Source organism: Sphingomonas sp. Leaf25 (assembly GCF_001421635.1).
Classification (GTDB): Bacteria; Pseudomonadota; Alphaproteobacteria; order Sphingomonadales; family Sphingomonadaceae; genus Sphingomonas.
The window spans coordinates 83,390-101,574 of sequence record NZ_LMKU01000003.1; the positions used below are offsets into that span (position 1 = coordinate 83,390).

Consider the following 18,185-nt stretch of genomic DNA (forward strand, 5'->3'; position numbering starts at 1 on the left):
TAGCGACGGGGTCGGGTCCGAGCCGTCAGCCGCGCATTTCCTCCAGTTCCTTGCCGTTCGTCTCCTGAATGAAGCGCAGGACGAGGAAGAAGCTGATCGCGGCGAAGGTGGCGTAGAAGCCGTAGGTGATGGTGAGGCCCAGCCCCGCCGCCATGACCGGGAAGGTCCAGGTGATGACGAAGTTCGCGAACCACTGCGCGAAACCGCACACCGCCAGCGCCGATCCGCGGATCTGGTTCGGGAACATCTCGCCGAGCATCACCCACATGATCGGGCCCCAGCTCACGTTGAAGAACACGACATACAGGTTGGCGGCGATCAGCGCGGTGGTGCCGAGGCCCGCCGACAATTGCAGCTTGCCCGCCGCGTCCAGCGTGCCGTTGTGGAAGCAATAGACGAGCGCGAACAGCGTCACCGCCATGCCCGCCGACCCGATCAGCAGCAGCGGCTTGCGCCCGATCCTGTCGACCAGCCCGACCGTGACGAAGCACGCCGCGATCGAGACGAGGCCCGACACGATGTTGATCTGGAGCGACTGGTCCTCGGTGAAGCCGGCGAGCTGCCACAGCGTCGCGCCGTAATAGAAGATCACGTTGATGCCGACCAACTGCTGGAACACCGCCAGCAACAGCCCGGCCCACACGATCGGGCGGATGCCGCCCTTCGCGTCCTTGATGTCCGACAGACGCGGACGGTGATCCTTGTCGAAGCTCGCCGCGATCTCGCCCAGCTTGTGCTGCGCCGATGCCGGGCCGAACAGACGGGTCAGCACGATCCGCGCCTCGTCCAGCCGGCCCTTCTGCACCAGAAAACGCGGGCTTTCGGGAATGAAGGTCAGCGCGACGAGGAACACGGCCGCCGGGATCGCCTGCATCCAGTACATCCAGCGCCACGCCTCATAGCCGCCCCACCAGATGCCGGTCGACGATCCGGCGGCCTGCGCCAGATAATAGTTCACGACGAACGCGGCGGTCAGGCCGGTGATAATCATGATCTGCTGGATCGTCGTCATCCGCCCGCGGATGTTGGCGGGGGCGACTTCGGAGATATAGGCGGGCGAGAGGACCGATGCCGCGCCGACCGCCATGCCGCCCATGAAGCGCGCGACGATGAACACCATCTGGACGTGGCTGAACCCCTGGATGATCGCGCCGATCAGGAACAGGATCGCCGAGAGCATCATCACCTTGCGGCGGCCCATCGTGTCGGCCAGCTTGCCCGCAAGGAACGCACCCACGAAACACCCGACCAGCAGCGACCCGACGGTCAGGCCAAGGCCGTTCTCGGTCAGGTTGAACGCCGATTTCAGCCCTTCCTGCGTCCCGTTGACCGCACCGCTGTCATAGCCGAACAACAGCCCCCCGATCGTCGCCACCGCGACGATCGCGATGACGAGCGCGATATTCACGCGCTCCCCGCTCGCCTGCACCATCCCCATCCACTCCCTGCATCACCGCTGCTCAAGACAGCGTGTTAGCGGTAACGGTGGCGAATTATTCCGACAAATGCAAGCGTCAGCGCGCAGCGGCGATCCGCTTTGCGACGACCCGCCGTTTGGGCGGCACGACGTCGGCCTGTGGGACCGGCGCGGGGCCGGCGGACTCGCGCACGATCAGTTCATGGTCGAGGATGCGTTCCTCGGCGACGCGCGACTGGCCGGCGCGCTGGTCGCGGATGCGGGCGAGCAGCAGTTCGACCGCCGCCTCGGCCATCGCCGCGATCGGCTGGCGCACCGTCGTGATCTCTGGCCAGGTCGTGGTCGCGAGCGAGGTGTCGTCGAACCCGACGATGCTGAGATCGTCGGGAACGTGCAGCCCGCGCCGGTGCGCGACGCTGATGACCGCCGCCGCCATGTCGTCGTTGCTGGCGAAGATCGCCTGCGGACGATCCGGCCGGTCGATCAGCCGCTCGCCCGCGACCATTCCCGAACGGAAGGTGAAATAGCCCTGCTCGACCGGCATGTCGGCAAGATCGAGCCCCGCCGCCTCGATCGCCGCGACGAAGCCGCGCCAGCGTTCGCCGCTGGCGCCGTTGTTGGGATTGCCGCGAATGAAGCCGATCCGGCGATGCCCTTGATCGAGCAGGTGCCGCGTCATCGCCTTGGCCGCCGCGAAATCGTCGATCCGTACCGCCAGCCGCCCCGGCTGCGCCACGCCGATCGCCACCGCGACCGACGGGATGCCCGCCGCGTCGAGTTCGGCCTGCACTGGCGCCGAATCGGACAGCGGCGGCGGCAGGATGACCCCCTGCACCGCCGTCGAGGCGAAACGCCGCGTCGCCTCCGCCTGCGCCTCGGCACTCTCGCCCTCGCAGGGTTCGAGGACGAGGTGACAGCCGACCTTGCGCGCGCCTTCCAGCGCGCCGATCAGGAAGTTCGACAGATAGGCGAGCGACGGGTTGGCATAGAGCAGCCCGATCTGCGTCGCATCGCCCGCCGCCAGACTGCGCGCCGCGCTGTTCGGCCAATAGTTCAGCCGCTCGATCGCTTCGTTGACCGCCTCGCGGGTCGATTCGCGGACGTTCACGCCGCCGTTGACCACGCGCGACACGGTCATCGCCGACACGCCCGCCGCCCGTGCCACATCCTGTACGGTAACGCTCCCACGACTGCGGCGGCTCGGCTTGTCCATGGTCGGCTGTGGCTCCTTCCCAGTCAGGCGTATGACTTGCCGCCGCCGATTGCAATCGCGGCATCGGTTGACGCCCTGTTGTGGCGCAGATAGTTGATAGCGCTACCAATAGACGCGGCACCAACGCCGCGCGCCGAAATGATCCGGGAGAGAGTTGATGCCCCTTCGCACCGCGCCTGTCGCTCTGGCGCTCGCCTGCCTGCTTACCACCACCGCCGCTGTTCCCCTGATCGCCCAGCCGCGCGCAGCGCAGAGCGAACGCCCACGCTACAAGGACGCCTCACAACCGGTCGACGTGCGGGTCGAGGACCTGCTGGCGCGGATGACGCTGGAGGAAAAGGTCGCGCAGATGATCGGCATCTGGGAAAAGAAGGGCGACATCCAGAACGCGGCGGGCGATTTCGATCCCGCCAAGGCCAGCCGGGTTTTCCCCGACGGCGTCGGCCAGATCACCCGCCCCTCCGACAAGCGCGGCGTCACCGCCGGCAACAACGCCGCCGGGGTCGCCGCCAATCAGGTGAACCGGACGGCACGCGAAACCGCCGACTACACCAACGCCGCGCAGCGCTGGGCGGTCGAGCGGACCCGGCTCGGCATCCCGCTCATCCTGCACGAAGAGGCGCTGCACGGCTATGTCGCGCGTGACGCGACCAGCTTTCCGCAATCGATCGCGCTCGCCTCGTCGTGGGACCCGGCGCTGGTCGAACGGGTGTTCGGCGTGGCCGCGCGCGAGATGCGCGCGCGCGGTGCCAACCTCGCGCTCGCCCCCGTCGTCGACGTCGCGCGCGATCCGCGCTGGGGCCGGATCGAGGAAACGTACGGCGAGGACCCGCATCTCGTGTCCGAAATGGGGCTGGCGGCGATCAAGGGGTTCCAAGGGACCACGCTGCCGCTTGGCCCCACCAAGGTCATGGTGACGCTCAAACACATGACCGGCCACGGCCAGCCCGAGAACGGCACCAACGTCGGCCCAGCCAATATCTCCGAACGCACGCTGCGCGAGAATTTCTTCCCGCCGTTCGAACGCGCGGTCAGGGAACTGCCGGTGCAGGCGGTGATGGCGTCGTACAACGAGATCGACGGCATCCCCAGCCATGCGAACAAATGGCTGCTGGGCGACGTGCTGCGCGGCGAATGGGGCTATAGGGGATCGGTGGTCAGCGACTATTTCGCGATCAAGGAACTGAACACCCGGCACAAGCTGTACGGCACCGACATGGCCGCCGCCGGCCGCCGCGCGCTCGACGCCGGGGTCGACATGGAACTGCCCGATGCCGATGGCTGGTCGACGCTGGCGGCGATGGTGAAGTCGGGGCAGGTGCCGCAGGCGCAGGTCGACACCGCCGTCCGCCGTATCCTGACGATGAAGTTCCAGATGGGGTTGTTCGAAAATCCCTATGTCGACGCGCGCACCGCCGATGCGAAGACCGCGACGCCGGACTCGATCGCACTGGCGCGCGAGGCGGCGGTACGCTCGATGGTACTGCTGAAGAACCGGAACAACCTGTTGCCGCTCGATCCGGCGAAGGTGGGCAAGATGCTGGTCGTCGGCACCCATGCCCGCGACACCCCGATCGGCGGCTATTCGGACGTGCCGCGCCATGTCGTCAGCGTGCTGGAGGGCATGCAGAAGGCCGCCGCCGGCCGCTTTGCGGTCGACTATGCCGAAGGCGTCCGCCTGACCCGCAGCCGGCAATGGGCCGCCGACAAGGTCGACCTCGTCCCCGAAGCCGAGAACGCGCCGCTGATCGAGGAAGCGGTGGCCAAGGCGGCAGCGGCCGACACGATCCTGCTGGTGCTGGGCCAGAACGAACAGTTGAGCCGCGAGGCATGGGCCGACGCGCATCTCGGCGACCGGCAGAAGCTCGACCTGATCGGATCGCAGAACGAACTGGCGCGGCGGCTGTTCGCCACCGGCAAGCCGGTGGTGGTCGTGCTGCTGAACGGCGGACCGCTGGCGGCGACCTACATCGACGCGACCGCACCGGCGATTCTCGAAGGCTGGTATCTGGGGCAGGAGACCGGCAACGCCGTGGCAGACATCGTGCTCGGCCGCGCCAATCCCGGCGGCAAGCTGCCGGTATCGGTCCCGCGCAGCGAGGGGCAGTTGCCGATCTTCTACAACCACAAGCCGACGTCGCGGCGCGGATACCTGTTCGACAGCACCGCCCCGCTCTATCCGTTCGGTTACGGCCTGTCCTACACCCGCTTCGACGTCGGCGCACCGCGTCTCGCCAAGCCGGTGATCGGGTCGGGCGAGAGCGTGCAGGTGGCGGTCGACGTCGCCAACACCGGCGCGCGCGCGGGCGACGAGGTGGTCCAGCTCTATATCCACGACGACGAGGCGAGCGTGACGCGGCCGGTGCTGGAGTTGAAGCATTTCCAGCGGGTGACGCTGAAACCCGGCGAACGTCGGACGGTGACGTTCGACATCAAGCCAGCCGACCTGTCGCTGTGGAACGTCACGATGCAGCGTGTGGTCGAACCCGGCACCTTCACCATCAGCGCGGGCAACAGCTCGACCAGCCTGAAGGCCACGACGCTGACGGTGCGGTAAACCTTCCTCCCCTCCCTGAAAGGGAGGGGTCGGGGGTGGGTCGGTTGGTGGAGGGCGATCCGTTCCCTCGCAGGCCGGNGGGAGCAGCTATCCCGCTTGGCAGTTCGCGCGAATGAACTCCCGGTGCGTCGGCATATACGCCGCCGATGCCGCGATCGCCTCGCGGATATGGCGCAGCCGTTCGCGCGTCTCGTCGAGCGTCAGCGTGTCGGCGATCGGATCGTGGCCGTTCGTCCGCAGCCCCTGGCCCTGCATCACCGCGAACCAGCTTGTGTCGTTGAACAGTTCCTCATTCTCGCGGAACGTGCGGCCCCGGCTCTGGAACACGCGCATCTTTTCGGCCAGCCGTTCGGGGATGTCCATCGTCCGGCAATGGTTCCAGAACGCCGAATCATCCCGTTCGGTCGCGTGATAATGCAGGATCAGGAAGTCGCGGATCTCGGCATATTCGGTGGCGAGGATGCGGTTGTAGCGCGCCACCTCCGCCGGATCGCAGCGGCGGTCGGGGAACATCGCCATCAGCCGCGACAGCCCCGACTGGATCAGCCAGATGCTGGTCGATTCGAGCGGTTCGAGGAACCCCGACGACAGCCCGATCGCGACGCAGTTTTTGATCCACACCCGATCGCGGTGGCCGGTGCGGAACGGCACGAAGCGCGGATCGGCCAGCGGTTCGCCGTCGAGGTTGGCGAGCAGGATCGCCGTCGCCTCGTCGTCGCTCATATGCGCGCTGCTGAACACATGGCCGTTGCCGATGCGGTGTTGCAGCGGGATGCGCCATTGCCACCCCGCTGCCCGCGCGGTCGACCGGGTGAACGGATCGAGCCTCTCGCCCCCCGCGCACGGCACCGCGACCGCCCGGTCGCACGGCAGCCAGTGCGACCAGTCGACGAACCCCGCCCCCAGCGTCTGGTCGATCAACAGCCCGCGAAACCCCGAGCAGTCGATGAACAGGTCGCCCTCGATCCGGCGATCGTCGTCCAGCACGACCGCGTCGATGAAGCCGTTCTCGGGGCGCAGTTCGACCCGCTCGATCTTCCCTTCGTGGCGCACCACGCCGCGCGCCTCGGCATAGCGACGCAGGTAGCGCGCATAGAGGCCGGCATCGAAATGGAAGGCATAGGGAATGTCGCTGAGCGGCGAATTGCCCGCATCGATCGCGCGCATGAATTTGGCGTCGGCGCTCGCCATGGCCTGCAACGACCATGGCTCGATCGCCGGCACCTCGCCCAATGCGTGGAGCCGCAGCCAATAGGCGTGGAACGAGATGCCGTTCATGTTGACGCCGTAGCTGCCGAACGGATGGAAATAGCGGTGGCCGATCCGCGTCCAGTCGACGAATTCGATGCCGAGCTTGAAGGTGCCTTTCGTCTCGCGCAGGAACTCGTTCTCGTCGATGCCCAGCATCCGGTTGAACGTCGCCATCTGCGGGATGGTCGCCTCCCCCACCCCGACCGTGCCGATCGCATCGGATTCGACGAGGTGGATCTCGCAATAGTCCGGCCCCAGCAGCCGCGCGAAGGTGGAAGCCGCCATCCAGCCGGCGGTGCCGCCGCCGACGATGACGATGCTGCGGATCGCCTGGTCGTTCACGAAGCCTGTCTCCGGTCATGGATCGCGCGCAGTGCCGTGCCATGCGTCGGCATGGCACGGACGCTATGCACGATCGCCTCGCGCAGTCGCGCGAAATGTCGCTCCAGCCGCTCGGGCGGCAGATGATCGGTCAGCGCGTCGCGCCGCTCGGCGACCACGCCGTTCGCGTCGAACAACATCGCCCATTCGCCATCGCCGAAGCGTTCGTCGTCCAGCCGGCTGATCCGCCCGCGACTGCGATACTGGTCGAGCTTCCATGCCGCGCCGTCGGGCAACGGCGCATCCGCTACCGCCCGCCACATCGGTTCGGGGCGATCGGCCAGCGCATAGTGCATCAGCGCGAAATCGCGGGTCCGCTCGACCATCGCTCCCATCCGGCGGTCATATTCGGCGGCGAGCAGCGGTTCGTGCGCCCGTTCGGGAAACAGCGCCAGCAGCCGTTCGACACCGGCCGCCAGCAGGTCGAGCGCGACCGGGTGGAGCGGATCGATCCCCGCCGCCGCCGCACCCATCGCAACGACGTCGCCGTCCCAGAAACGCTCGCACCGCCCGGCGCGCACCGGCATCTCGTCAAGCACCGGCAGCGCAAGGTCGCGCGCGGCGGCATCGCGTGAACCGAAAGCGCTCGCCACGAACAGCACGTCGCCCCGCGCGCCATCGATCGCGACGCTCGATCGCCAGCCGGTGGCGGTGGCCCCGCCATGGGTAAACGGCATCGGCGGTTGCGGATCGCGCGCGACGCCGACCAGCGCCCGGTCACAGGGGAACCAGCGCCGCCAGTCGTGCCAGCCATGGCCGGCGGCGAGCAGCGCCTGTGCGCCGGTCAGGTCGACGAACAGGTCGCCGGTCACGATCCGCCCGTCGTTCAGCCGCAGGCGGGTTCGCTCCTGTCGTTCGACCTCGGCAACCGGGACGGTATCGAACCGCACGCCCAGCGCCAGCGCCTGTCGCCGGAACAGCGTCGCCAGCCGGTCGCTGTCGAACGTCAGCCCATGGTCGAGCGCCGACAGCGGCGATGCGGGATCGTCGTCGGACCGGGCGAAGCGGTCGGACTGGGCGGCAACGGCGGCGATGGCGAAGTCGGCCGGGGTGGCGCGGTGTCCCTCGCTCCGCCAGCGATGCAGCAGATGATGGAACGCCACTGATCCGATCGACGCGCCAATATCGCCGTGCGGCAACATCCAGCCATGGGCGGCACCGCGCCACCCGCTGAACGCCTGCCCCAGCGAGAAGGCGCCGCCGGTCGCGGCCAGCACCGCGTCCTCCGCCAGCCCCAGTTCGGCCAGCACCGCGCGGAACGCCGGCCGCGTCGCGATCGTCGCTCCGACCGGCCCCAGCCCATGGGCGTCGGCCCCGCCGGGCAAGACCATGATGCGCGCGCTGTCTTTCGTCCGCAGCGCGAGCATCGCCGCCGCGAGCGCCGCGCCCAGACCATTGCCGACGATCACGATCGATCGCGGACCGCTCATGCCGCCAGCCCCAGTGCCGCCGCATGACCCGGCAACCCGTCGGCCGCTGCGCCATAGCGCGACGCCATCGCGGCCAGCAGCGCGGCGGCCTCCCCCTCCCCGGTCGTCAGCACGCGCGGATCGACGCGATGCGGCACCACCCGCTGCCCGAGATAGACCGCCAGCCAGCTCGGTTCGAGAAACATGCCGTCGGCATAGGGGGCAACGACGCCACGTTCCCGGAAAAGTGCCAGTTGCGTCGCCAGACTGTCGGGCACGTCCATCGTCCTGCAATGATTCCAGAAGGGCGAATCGTCGCGCTCGGTCGCGTGGTAATGCAGGATCAGGAAGTCGCGCACCCGGTCATATTCGCGCGCCATCAGCCGGTCGAACTCGGCGGCGTCGCGCGGGTCCCAGTCCCCTTGCGGCAACAGGTCGAGCAGCCGGCCGATCGCCAACTGGATCAGATGGATCGAGGTCGATTCGAGCGGTTCGAGGAAGCCGGCGGACAGCCCGATCGCGACGGTATTGCCGATCCATTGCCGCCGCCTGCGCCCGGTGGTGAAGCGCAACCGGTTGGGCTCGGCGATCGGCGGTCCGTCCAGCCCCGCCAGCAACGCCGTCAGCGCGGCATCATCATCGATGAACCCGCTCGAATAGACATGGCCGTTGCCGACGCGGTGCTGGAGTGGAATGCGCCACGCCCAGCCGGCCGACAGCGCGGTGGCGCGGGTATAGGGGGAGATCGGCCCGGTCGTGGCGCAGGGCATGGCGATCGCCCGGTCGCACGGCAGCCACCGGGTCCATTCGTCATAGCCGGCGTGCAGCGCCTGTTCGATCAGCAGCCCGCGAAATCCCGAACAGTCGACGAACAAGTCGCCGCCGACCGTCCGGCCGTCATCCAGCCGGACCGATTCGACGAAACCGTCGTCCCGCAACGCGACATCGACCACCCGCCCTTCCTGACGCATCACGCCGCGCGCCTCGGCGAACGCGCGCAGATAGCGGCCGTACAGCCCGGCATCGAACTGATAGGCATAGGAATAGGTCGACAGCAGCGAGTGCGGATCGGGGTCGGGATGGGCGAAGCGATCGGCACGCGCCGCACGGATCGGCAGCGAGAACGCCTCGAACGGGGCTGCCCGCCCCGCCTTGTGCAACCGCACCCAGTGCTGGTGGAAATCCACACCATCGATCGGCGCGCCATAGGCGCCGAAGGGATGGATATAGCTGTCGCCGATCCGGCCCCAGTCGCGAAACTCGATGCCGAGTTTGAAGGTCGCGTTAGTCCGGCTGAGAAAATCGGCTTCGTCGATGCCGAGTGCCGCGTTGAAATGGCGGATGTGCGGCACCGTCGCCTCGCCCACCCCGACCGTTCCGATCGCCTCGGATTCGATCAGGGTGATCGCGACACCGCTTCCCAGTTTCGCCGACAGCGCGGCAGCGGTCATCCAGCCGGCGGTGCCACCGCCGACGATCACGATCCGCCGAATGAGCGGGGCCTGCATATCCTCTCCACCGTGCGATGTTAGCGCTCGCAACATTTTCGGCCCTATCTTGCCCGTTCATCGGAAGCACGGCCTATCATACTTTGGTCTATGGCAGTCGCCTGAGTCGCAAAGCCCCCGAATTCCGCCATTGATTTCATGGGGCAATCGACAGTACATCCCGGTCAACCAGATGGCGCGTCGACATGATAGCGCTAACAACAGGGGAGGTTTCGGGGGATGCTCTACCGCAATTCCACGTCGGCCGCGTTCGGCCGGTCGATTGCCATTTCGTTGAAGGCGGGCGCATCGCTCGCCGCCTTGTGCCTTGCCGGCACCGCGCTTCCCGCGCTGGCGCAGACCGCCGCCGGGGACGTCGAACAATCGACAAACACGCCCGGTACCAAGCCCGGCCCCAGCAACACCGACAATGTCCAGGAAGAAACCGACCCGGCGGCCGGTCCCGACATCGTCGTCACCGGCTTTCGCCAGTCGCTGTCGAGCGCGCAGGGGATCAAGCGCAATTCGGACGTGATCGTCGATTCGGTCACCGCCGAGGACATCGGCGCGCTGCCCGACCGCTCGGTCACCGAAACGCTCCAGCGTATTCCCGGCGTGTCGATCAACCGTTTCGCCGCCGGCGTCGATCCCGACCACTTCTCGGTCGAGGGATCGGGCGTGGTCGTGCGCGGCCTCACCTATGTCCGCTCCGAATTTAACGGCCGCGACGCCTTTTCGGCGGGCAATTCGGGTGGCCTCAGCTTCTCCGACGTGCCCTCGGAACTGCTGGGCGGCGTCGACGTGTTCAAGTCGCCCTCGGCCGACCGTATCGAAGGCGGCATCGCTGGCGTGGTCAACCTGCGCACGCGCAAACCGTTCGACCAGAAGGGTCTGCTCCTCTCGGCCAATGCCGAGATGAACTATGGCGAGTTCGCCAAGAAGGGCGCGCCGTCGCTCTCGGCGCTGGTCAGCAACCGCTGGGAAACCGGGATCGGCGAATTCGGCCTGCTCGGCTCGATCAGCTATTCGCAGCTCTACACCCGCGCCGACCGTCTCGGCATCTCGTCGTTCCGCGTGCGTCCGCTCTACAGCAACGGCACGCGCACCGATGTGGTGCCCTTCACCGGCGCGACGCGGCAGGGCAGCGGCCTGTTCCCGCGCGGCGCCGTCGCCGGCAGCCAGGACTTCAACCGCGAACGCTATGGCTATTCGGCGGCCGCCCAGTGGCGCTCGAACGACGGATCGATGGAGGCGACCGCGCAGTTCCTGCGCTCCGACGCGCGCCAGACATGGGATGAGCGCACCGTCGAGATCGCGACCGACAACGTCACCGCCAACGGCGATTCGCGCGCACGCACCGGCACCACGCTGAACTTCGACGACAGCGGCCTGTTTGAAAACGGCATCATCACCGGCCCGACCGGCTGGCGCGCCGACCAGAACACGGCGGGCGACCGCCGCACCCCCGAATATGGCCTCCAGTCGAACAACATCTCGCGCCAGCAGGTCTCGAAGATCGTCACCAGCGACTATTCGTTCAACTTCAAGTGGGACGTCACCAGCCGGCTGGGCCTGAACCTCGATTATCAGCACGTCGATTCATCGAGCAAGATCGATGACAACGGCCTGTGGACCTCGACCTATCAGGACGCGCAGATCCGCATGAACGGGAGCAAGATCCCCGACGTGCAGTTCCTGTCGCCGCAGAACTGCAACGGCATCTGCACCGGTACGCCGGGCGCTGCCAGCACCTATTCGGGCTATTTCGGTCCCGGCCGGCAGAGCTATCTCGATCCGTACAACAGCTTCTATCGCTCGGCGATGGACCACCGCGAGGAATCGACCGGCAATTCGGATGCGGTCCGCCTCGACCTTGAATACAGCTTCCCCGAAACCGGGTTCCTGCGCGCGATCCGCGCCGGCGGCCGCTTCGCGCAGCGCGAAACCGAGGCGCGCTTCTCGGCCTACAACTGGGGCGTGTTGTCCGAACAATGGGGCAACGGCGGTCCGGTATGGCTGAGCGACAATGTCGACGGCAGCCCGACGACCAACGGCGGCACCCCGCCGCAGGGCTATCAGCCCGTGTTGTTCGACAATTTCCTGCAGGGCCGCACCGCCAGCCCGTTCGGGCCGGGCCGGCTGTTCTATTCGGGCATGACCGCCGCCAATGTGGCCGAGTATCGCGCCTATGCGTCGCGCATCAACCAGGAATGGCAGGCACGGATCACCTGCGCCAACGGCAACGGCCGCACCGTCAACGGCGGCTGGAACCCGCTGTCCGAACGCTGCGACGTGATCCCGGGATCGACCTATCTGCCCGGCGAAATCAACCCGCAGACCGAACGCAACCGGGCCGGCTATGTCATGGCGCGCTTCGACACCGAATTCGGCAACGGGTGGAAGCTGAACGGCAACGTCGGCGTCCGCTACACCAACACCCAGCGCATCAGCCAGGGGTTCCAGTCGTTCCCGACCGTGACCTCGCTGCCGACGACCGCCCAGTGCGCGACGCAGGTCCAGCAGGTCGTGACCGGCGTGGCCGGGGCATCGCTGTCGCCGTTCTGCGCGCTCACCGGCGCGCAACAGACGAGCTATCGCAGCTTCCTGAACGGCGCGACCGTCGCCAACAACGTCGACATCACCTATGACTATTGGCTGCCCAGCCTGAACGTGAAGCTGGAAGTGGGTAACGGCATCCAGTTCCGCGGCGCCTATACCAAGGGGGTCGCCCCGCCCTCGCCGGGTCTGGTGCGCAACTATTATGTCGTGGCGCTCACCACCCAGGCGCGGGTCAACGGCGCGGGGCAACAGATCCCGATCGTCGTCAACGCCGACGGGTCGATCCCGGCCAATCAGGTGCAGGTGCTCGGCCAGTTCAACGCCGGCAACCCGTATCTGCTCCCGACCGAGGCCGACAGCTTCGACCTGACCGGCGAATGGTATTTCTCGCGCGTCGGATCGATCACCGTGTCGGGCTTCTACAAGCGGCTGACCAACGTGCTGACCAACGATACCCAGCGCACGTCGTTCACGAACAACGGCCAGACGTTCGAGGCGATCGTGACCACCCCGGTCAATTCGGACGACGTCGGTCATATTCGCGGGGTCGAGGTCGGCTATCAGCAGACCTATGACTTCCTGCCGGGCTTCCTGAAGGGTCTGGGGCTTCAGGCGAACTATACGTTCATCAGCAGCTCGGGCGTGCCGCAGGCGACGCTCTCGGCGACCGACCCCGCCGTCGCGGCGGGGCAGCAGCCGACGATCACCGGCAACAATTTCCCGCTACAGGGGCTCTCGAAGCACCAGTTCAACGTCACGCCGTTCATCGACGTGGGTCCGCTGTCGCTGCGTGCGTCGTACAACTGGCGCTCGGATTATCTGCTGACGCTGCGCGACGTCATCACCCCGTTCGATCCGATCTTCCAGCGCGCCTATGGCCAGATGGACGCATCGGCCTTCGTCCAGGTGACGCCGCAGTTCCGCATCGGTGTCCAGGGGGTGAACCTCACCAACTCGATGACCGTCACCGAAGCGGCAGTGGTCGACCAGAACCAGGCGATCCGCCGCGTGCCGCGCCAGTGGTACGTCAACGACCGTCGCTATTCGATCGTCGCGCGCATGAACTTCTAAGCGTCTGTTTGAACCAGGCGTCATCCCAGCGAAGGCTGGGATCTCCCTTTGGTAGCGTACAGCAGGAGCCGCTGGAGGCCCCAGCCTTCGCTGGGGCGACGCTTCTGATTAAGAGAACATTCTGCGACGCCGCCGGGACCCCCTCCCGGCGGCGTTCGCTTTTCGGCGCGGATCGTGCGATGGGCGCGCGATGGCGCAAACCCATGATGTCATCATCCTCGGCGCAGGTGGCGCGGGGCTGTTCTGCGCCGGTATCGCGGCGCGGCGCGGACGGCGCGTGCTGGTGATCGACCATGCTCCCGAACCCGGGCGCAAGATCGTCATTTCGGGCGGCGGGCGCTGCAACTTCACCAATGTCGACACGAGCTGGGACCGCTATGTCTCGGCCAATCCGCGTTTCGCGCGGTCGGCGCTCGGTCGCTACACCGCGCAGGACTTTATCGCACTGGTCGATACCCATGGCATCGCGTGGCATGAAAAGACGCTCGGCCAGTTGTTCTGCGACGGATCGGCGCGACAGATCGTGGCGATGCTGCTGCACGAAGCGGCGGGTGCCGAGATCGCGCTGGGCAGCGCGATCCGCGACGTGACCCATGCCGACGGGCAGTTCACCGTCGCGTTCGGCGATCGCCACGCCACCGCGCCGTCACTGGTGATCGCGACCGGCGGGCCATCGATCCCCAAGCTCGGCGCGACCGGCTTCGCCTATGACGTCGGCCGCCGCTTCGGCCTGAAGATCGTCGAGCCGCGCCCGGCGCTGGTGCCGCTGACCCTGCCTGGCGAGGAAGCGCTGTTCCGCGAACTGTCGGGGGTAGCGGCAACGGTCGTGGCGCGTGGCGACGGTCCCGGCTTTCGCGAGGCGGCGCTGTTCACCCATCGCGGCCTGTCCGGCCCGGCGATCCTGCAAGCCTCGTCCTACTGGCGGCATCGCCAGCCGGTGACGATCGACTTCGTGCCCGATCAGTCGCCGGGCTGGCTGCTCGCCGCCAAGCGCGCGCGGCCCCGCGCGGGGCTGCGCTCGGTGCTGGGCGCGGCGCTCCCCGACCGGCTGGCCGAAGCGCTGGCGGCGCGGATCGACGCGCCGTCCGAAATGGCCAACCTGCGCGATGCGACGCTCAGCGAGATCGAGCGCCGCCTGTCGGGGTGGCAGTTCCTCCCCAACGGCACCGAAGGGTTCGCCAAGGCCGAAGTCACGGTCGGCGGCATCGCCACCGACGCGCTGAACCAGAAGACGATGGCGGCGAAGCACCTGCCCGGCCTGTATGCGATCGGCGAAGCGGTCGACGTGACCGGCTGGCTTGGCGGCTATAATTTCCAATGGGCATGGTCGAGCGGCTGGGCGGCGGGACAGGCGGTGTGAGCCGCAAGGCATCGTTCCCGCCGGTGGTCGCACCGACCACGCGCGTGCTGATCCTCGGCAGCCTGCCCGGCGATGCGTCACTCAAGGCTGCACGCTATTACGCCCACCCGCAGAACCAGTTCTGGCGGCTGCTGTCGCCGGTGGCCGGCGTCGACCTGACCACCTTGCCTTATGACGCACGGCTGGCGGCCCTGCTTGGCAGGGGCATCGGCCTGTGGGACGTGGTCGCCAGCGCCACCCGCCCCGGCAGTAGCGATGCCGCGATCCGCGACGCGGCGGCGAACGACGTCGCGGCGCTGATCGCGACGCTGCCCGACCTGCGGCTAGTCGCGTTCAATGGCGGAACGGCATGGAAACATGGTCGCGCGCTGGTGGGTAACATCGCGACACTGCAACTGCCGTCGAGCAGCCCGCTGCATACCGTGGGCGTGGCGGCGAAGCAGGTGGCGTGGGATGCTGTTGCTGCCCATCTTTGATTTGCGACTGCCCCGTATAGACCGTTGACGTTCCATCCTCGATTGCAATCGATCTGCCTACATCGCACAACCGCCTATGGCACCGGACCTGTCCGACGATCTGCGCCGAGATCGCCTGCTGGCGCGGCGCGATTATGCGGCATCGTTGATGTCGAACAGCAGATGGCGCGCAGTCTTGACGGTGCTTGATGAGGCTCGTCCCGCGTTACAACAAATCCGGATTAAATTTACCGACAGCGACGATATTCGATCGATGGGCCTGCCGTGGCTTCACGCGCCGCATGGCTCCGTCGACAGTTTCGAGTTCGGTCCGTTTCCGCTGATCACGATCGAATGGATCGAGGTCCCGGCTGTTGCGATTTTCCCGCGTGTCGACGGCGTCGCTGCTGCCCGTCAGTCCCAGGATATTGATGCCGTCGACACCGCGCTGACGACATTGGGCAGGCAATTGCCGATTGTGCGAACACCGGAAGGACTACGGATCATCGGCCACCTCCGCTGACGCATCCAATAATTTCGCGTCAGTCTGGTTTGTAACGGCGGCGTACCTATATACGATCTACATCCCGCCCTTGCCAAAGGGCGGTGCTACTGCCGGCACCGGCCGGTCTTTTCCTTTCGCGTGGCCCGGAATGGTCCGCCAACCTCGAACGATGCGTCAGGAAATACATGCAGGACAATTGGCGATATGGTTCCGCCGCCGGAACATCGGCGTCGCGGGCGATGAACGTCAGCATCGCGCAGGCCGATGTGGTTGCGCTGTGCGGCAAACATGGTGCCGCGATCAGCGCGATCGAAACGCTGCATACCGGTGGAACCCATGTCGTGATGCTGAACGGCGAGGGCGCGGACACGATGCGCAAGGCGTTCGGCAAGAAGCTGCTGACCGGCAAGGTCGTCCGCACCCCTTGGGTCCGAAACGGCTGAACCGCGACCGCGAGCGACAGCCATGACCCGCGACACCCCGGCGCTGACGCGCGCGCTCGAACTCGCCGCGTCGGGTGATTTCATCTCGGTGAACCATATCCGTCAGGCGCTGCGCCGCGAGGGATATGGCACGCTGGCGCAGGATCTGGCGGGCGCGGCGACGAACCGCGCGATCGTCGATCAACTGCATCAGGCCGCCGCCGAGCGGACGCGGCGCGACGGTGGTCCGACCGGGTCGTAAGGGTCGGTCGGCGCCGGCTGCGGATTTGCCCAACCTCCCCGGTTGCAATCGCCCCGCCGCTTAGCCCATAGCATCGCGCATGTCCGAAGAAGCCGAAGTCTCCGCCCTGTCCTTTGAAGATGCGCTGCGCGAACTCGAAGGGATCGTCAGCCGGCTGGAGACGGGTCAGGAAGACCTCCAGACCGCGATCGACCTCTATGCGCGCGGCGACCTGCTGCGCGCGCAATGCGCCGCGCGGCTCGATGCGGCGCAGGCCCGGATCGAGGCGATCCGCGTCGACGCCGAAGGACGCGCCACCACCCAGCCGTTCGACGCGCAATAATGGCGACGATCGCCCCACCGGTGTCGCTCGCCGCCGCGCTCCGCGAAGTGTCGGCGGAGATGGACCGCCAGTTCGACGCGCTGCTCCCCGTGCCGCAGGACCCGCGCGCCGATCTGTACCGCGCGATGCGCCACGCCGCGATCGGCGGCGGCAAGCGGCTGCGCCCGCTGCTTGTGTTCGCCACCGCCCGGCTGTTCGGCGTCGAACGAGCGCGTGCCGCCCGCGCCGCGCTCGCGATCGAGTGCATCCATGTCTACAGCCTCGTCCACGACGACCTGCCGGCGATGGACGACGACGACATGCGGCGCGGCAAGCCGACGGTCCATAAGGCATTCGACGAGGCGACCGCGATCCTCGCCGGCGACTGCCTCCATGCGCTGGCGTTCGAGATTCTGGCGGAGGAAGCGACCCATCCCGATCCGCGCGTCCGCGTCGAGCTGATCGCCGACCTCGCCTGCGCCTCCGGCCCGTCGGGGATGGCGGGCGGTCAGGCGATGGACCTGAAGGCGGAGGACACCAATTTCGACCTGAACACCGTTACCCGGTTGCAGGCGATGAAGACCGGCGCGCTGATCGCCTGTTCCGTCGAGGCAGGTGCGATCCTCGGCCGCCTGCCCGCCGACCAGCGTACCGGCCTGCGCGGCTATGCCCGCGACATCGGCCTCGCCTTCCAGATCGCCGACGATATCCTCGACGTCGAAGGGGACGAACATTCGGTCGGCAAGGCGCTGCGCAAGGATGGCGAGGCGGGCAAGGAAACCTTCCTCTCGCTGCTCGGCCTGCCCCGCGCGCGCGAACAGGCGCGGCGGCTGGTCGAACAATCGATCGAACATCTGCGCGACTATGGCCATGAGGCCGATCTGCTGCGCGCCATCGCCCGCTACGTGCTGGAGCGCGACCGGTGAGGATCGGCGTCTATCCCGGCACCTTCGATCCGATCACCCGCGGGCATATGGACATCATCCGGCGCGGGGCGAAGCTTGTCGACCGACTGGTGATCGGCGTGACGACCAATCCTTCCAAATCGCCGATGTTCACCCTGCCCGAACGCCTGACGATGGTCGAGCGCGAGGTAGCGGATGTCGGCGGCGACATCGCGGTCGTGGCGTTCGACGCGCTGTTGATGACCTTCGCCGAACGGCAGGGGGCGAGCGTGATCGTGCGGGGCCTGCGCGCCGTCGCCGATTTCGAGTATGAATATCAGATGGCGGGCATGAACCAGCAGTTGAACGACCGGATCGAAACGGTCTTCCTGATGGCCGACGTCTCGCTACAACCGATCGCGTCGCGGCTGGTGAAGGAAATCGCGATGTACGGCGGGGCGATCGACCGTTTCGTGTCGCCGACCGTCCGCGATGAAGTGGCGGCGCGCGTCGAGAAATTGGGCCGCAAGGGCGACGCCTGAAGGCTGGGCGCCTTCCCTCCCTGACAAGGGAGGGGTTGGGGGTGGGTAGGCCTGCGAGGGAGGGTAAGCGCGCCACAACCGGCCGACCCACCCCCGACCCCTCCCTTGT

At 67.2% G+C, this 18,185-nt stretch carries 15 protein-coding genes; 10 read left to right on the plus strand and 5 right to left on the minus strand.

Annotation, left to right across the window (positions count from 1 at the left end; genetic code table 11):
- Positions 1-25 precede the first annotated feature (25 nt).
- Both ASE78_RS01965 and ASE78_RS01970 read right to left on the minus strand, forming a co-directional pair.
- Positions 26-1,432: a sugar porter family MFS transporter gene (locus ASE78_RS01965; RefSeq protein WP_055757365.1), complete on the minus strand. Its 1,407-nt coding sequence runs from the start codon at positions 1,430-1,432 to the stop codon at positions 26-28.
- 82 nt (positions 1,433-1,514) lie between these two features.
- Positions 1,515-2,630 (minus strand): LacI family DNA-binding transcriptional regulator, encoded by a 1,116-nt coding sequence (locus ASE78_RS01970; RefSeq protein WP_056492518.1) that lies wholly within the window; start codon positions 2,628-2,630, stop codon positions 1,515-1,517.
- 157 nt (positions 2,631-2,787) lie between these two features.
- Between ASE78_RS01970 and ASE78_RS01975 the strand changes: the two genes are divergently transcribed.
- Complete coding sequence (locus tag ASE78_RS01975; protein ID WP_056492521.1) at positions 2,788-5,187, plus strand: glycoside hydrolase family 3 N-terminal domain-containing protein; 2,400 nt, start codon at positions 2,788-2,790, stop codon at positions 5,185-5,187.
- 87 nt (positions 5,188-5,274) lie between these two features.
- On the opposite strand, the gene ASE78_RS01980 is transcribed toward ASE78_RS01975, so the two are convergent.
- From ASE78_RS01980 to ASE78_RS01990, 3 genes are read right to left on the minus strand one after another with little or no spacing between them, the layout of a single operon-like run.
- On the minus strand, positions 5,275-6,780 hold the full coding sequence (locus ASE78_RS01980) for a tryptophan halogenase family protein (RefSeq protein WP_056492524.1): 1,506 nt from the start codon (positions 6,778-6,780) through the stop codon (positions 5,275-5,277).
- Entirely contained in the window at positions 6,777-8,249 is a 1,473-nt protein-coding gene (locus tag ASE78_RS01985) for a tryptophan 7-halogenase (protein WP_056492527.1), read from the minus strand. Before ASE78_RS01985 ends, ASE78_RS01980 begins: the two co-directional genes overlap by 4 nt.
- A complete protein-coding gene (locus ASE78_RS01990) occupies positions 8,246-9,736 on the minus strand; it encodes a tryptophan halogenase family protein (RefSeq protein ID WP_056492530.1) in 1,491 nt (496 codons plus the stop codon). The genes ASE78_RS01985 and ASE78_RS01990 overlap by 4 nt, the downstream gene beginning before the upstream one ends.
- 219 nt (positions 9,737-9,955) lie before the next feature.
- On the opposite strand from ASE78_RS01990, the gene ASE78_RS01995 reads away from it, so the two are divergent.
- The 9 genes from ASE78_RS01995 to coaD all read left to right on the plus strand — a co-directional run bounded on the left by ASE78_RS01995 (position 9,956) and on the right by coaD (position 18,076).
- Positions 9,956-13,345, plus strand: coding sequence for a TonB-dependent receptor (locus ASE78_RS01995; RefSeq protein ID WP_056492533.1), 3,390 nt, complete (start codon positions 9,956-9,958; stop codon positions 13,343-13,345).
- Positions 13,346-13,535: 190 nt separating this feature from the next.
- Positions 13,536-14,705 carry an NAD(P)/FAD-dependent oxidoreductase gene (locus tag ASE78_RS02000; RefSeq protein ID WP_056492536.1) on the plus strand — a complete coding sequence of 390 codons (1,170 nt, stop codon included), beginning with the start codon at positions 13,536-13,538 and terminating at the stop codon, positions 14,703-14,705.
- The gene (locus ASE78_RS02005; RefSeq protein WP_056492539.1) at positions 14,663-15,181 is read left to right on the plus strand and encodes a DNA-deoxyinosine glycosylase; all 519 of its coding nucleotides are present in this window, start codon (positions 14,663-14,665) and stop codon (positions 15,179-15,181) included. Before ASE78_RS02000 ends, ASE78_RS02005 begins: the two co-directional genes overlap by 43 nt.
- A gap of 76 nt (positions 15,182-15,257) precedes the next feature.
- Complete coding sequence (locus ASE78_RS02010; protein WP_055756728.1) at positions 15,258-15,683, plus strand: hypothetical protein; 426 nt, start codon at positions 15,258-15,260, stop codon at positions 15,681-15,683.
- Between the two features lie 221 nt (positions 15,684-15,904).
- Positions 15,905-16,108 (plus strand): hypothetical protein, encoded by a 204-nt coding sequence (locus tag ASE78_RS02015; RefSeq protein WP_230772144.1) that lies wholly within the window; start codon positions 15,905-15,907, stop codon positions 16,106-16,108.
- A gap of 22 nt (positions 16,109-16,130) precedes the next feature.
- Positions 16,131-16,349: a hypothetical protein gene (locus ASE78_RS02020; RefSeq protein ID WP_055756732.1), complete on the plus strand. Its 219-nt coding sequence runs from the start codon at positions 16,131-16,133 to the stop codon at positions 16,347-16,349.
- 79 nt (positions 16,350-16,428) lie between these two features.
- Positions 16,429-16,671: an exodeoxyribonuclease VII small subunit gene (locus tag ASE78_RS02025; protein ID WP_055756734.1), complete on the plus strand. Its 243-nt coding sequence runs from the start codon at positions 16,429-16,431 to the stop codon at positions 16,669-16,671.
- The gene (locus ASE78_RS02030; protein ID WP_056492542.1) at positions 16,671-17,576 is read left to right on the plus strand and encodes a polyprenyl synthetase family protein; all 906 of its coding nucleotides are present in this window, start codon (positions 16,671-16,673) and stop codon (positions 17,574-17,576) included. Before ASE78_RS02025 ends, ASE78_RS02030 begins: the two co-directional genes overlap by 1 nt.
- On the plus strand, positions 17,573-18,076 hold the full coding sequence (gene coaD, locus ASE78_RS02035) for a pantetheine-phosphate adenylyltransferase (RefSeq protein ID WP_082466946.1): 504 nt from the start codon (positions 17,573-17,575) through the stop codon (positions 18,074-18,076). Before ASE78_RS02030 ends, coaD begins: the two co-directional genes overlap by 4 nt.
- Positions 18,077-18,185 lie beyond the last annotated feature (109 nt).